At 43.7% G+C, this 1543-nt stretch carries 2 protein-coding genes; both read left to right on the forward strand.

What is annotated here, in order from left to right; genetic code table 11:
• Positions 1-8: 8 nt before the first annotated feature.
• Positions 9-383 carry an NINE protein gene (locus RMO84_RS03110; protein ID WP_396135754.1) on the forward strand — a complete coding sequence of 125 codons (375 nt, stop codon included), beginning with the start codon at positions 9-11 and terminating at the stop codon, positions 381-383.
• A gap of 47 nt (positions 384-430) precedes the next feature.
• The gene (locus tag RMO84_RS03115) at positions 431-1135 is read left to right on the forward strand and encodes a helix-hairpin-helix domain-containing protein (RefSeq protein WP_310486988.1); all 705 of its coding nucleotides are present in this window, start codon (positions 431-433) and stop codon (positions 1133-1135) included.
• Positions 1136-1543: the final 408 nt, after the last annotated feature.

Consider the following 1543-nt stretch of genomic DNA (forward strand, 5'->3'; position numbering starts at 1 on the left):
AGCAAACGATGAGGAACCGAACGGCAGCAATATTGATTTGCTTTTTTGGCGGCTTTTTTGGCATTCATAAATTCTATCTAGGCAAGAACGTTCAAGGCGTATTATATTTGATTTTTTGCTGGACATCGATTCCTGGCTTGATTTCTTTTTTTGATTTTCTCGGACTGTGTTTTATGTCCGATCGCGAGTTTGATGCGCGGTTCAACTATGATGCCAATCCTAATACTCTCAATCGCGGTATGAGTTATCCGATGGTGTCGCCGACCAAATCTGCCAAAGATGCTACGGCTACTTTGTACGAACTCAAGAAATTGTATGAAGATGGCATTATTACTGCCGAAGAATATGAAGCTAAACGTCGCAAAATGTTAGACGAAATTTAAATTAATTGATAATTGATATTTAATTAGGGTGGGCAGCGATTGAGCTTATGTCTAATGCAGCTTTGAAAAGAATTCCTGACTGGGTGTGGTGGTCGCTATGCCCAGTGTTTGGGGGGCTGACGATTGCTTATGCTGGTTACACTACCAAAACCGAGCGATGGTTGCAAATTGGCGGTGTGCTGAGTGCGATCGCCTTATTGGCAATATTTCTCGATCTATCGTGGTTGGTGTATCTGGCTGTGCCGGTGCAGTTTGCGATCGCGATGAATATCAAAAATCCGTACCTGATCAAAAGTGCGCCGCGTGGGGCAATTTTGCCGACCGATCGCCAAACTGCTAAATCGATCGCTAGTATCAGAGGTAAAGTCGATATCAATCGCTGCTCTAAAGACGATCTCGTTCATGTCTTGGGATTGCCGATCGCCTACGCCAATAATATCGAACTGCTCAAGGCTGAAGGCTACATGTTTACACATTTGGAGGAGCTAACCACCCTTGCCGATGTGCCCGAAAAATACTCCCAAGCGATCGAGCCGATGATTGCATTTAACTATTACGAACAGTCGGACGATCCGATCGATTGGCAACGCTTGAATGTCTTACCAATTTCCGAACTGATCGAACTCGGACTCGATCTCAATAGTGCGGCAGTTATTTGTACCGAGCGACAACGCAACGGTGCCTACCGCTCCCTGGTGGAAGTCAAACGGCGCACGGGATTACCGATCGCGCTCTACAAGCATCTCATCTAGCGAGGAATACCGCATTCAGACAAAGTTGTTGGTAATTATCAATCTTGACTTGTCTAGGGGTTTACTTTGAGACTTTTTACGGAGGATCTAGCTCGGAATATTTAGTACGATCGAGTTATCCTAACTAGCGAGTAAACATGGACAATCCAATCGAAGATTCTATGTTCAGAATCATCTTGGTTCTAACAGTCGGCTTTTTTATACTTTTTTTCATCAACAGTCCCAACGCTTCCGAGCGAAACTTAACTAGAAATACGATTGTAAAAAGTAAGTAATGTCTTGGATTTACAATTAGAGTACTCGGCCAACTATGAACTTCGAGCGGTTTGCTACAACCCACTGTAGTGGCATTAACGTGTAAAGCACTGAGATCCTAATAAGCTAATTCAATCGATCGCTACAATACTT

It is taken from the genome of Chamaesiphon sp. VAR_69_metabat_338 (genome assembly GCF_031423935.1).
Lineage (GTDB): Bacteria > Cyanobacteriota > Cyanobacteriia > Cyanobacteriales > Chamaesiphonaceae > Chamaesiphon.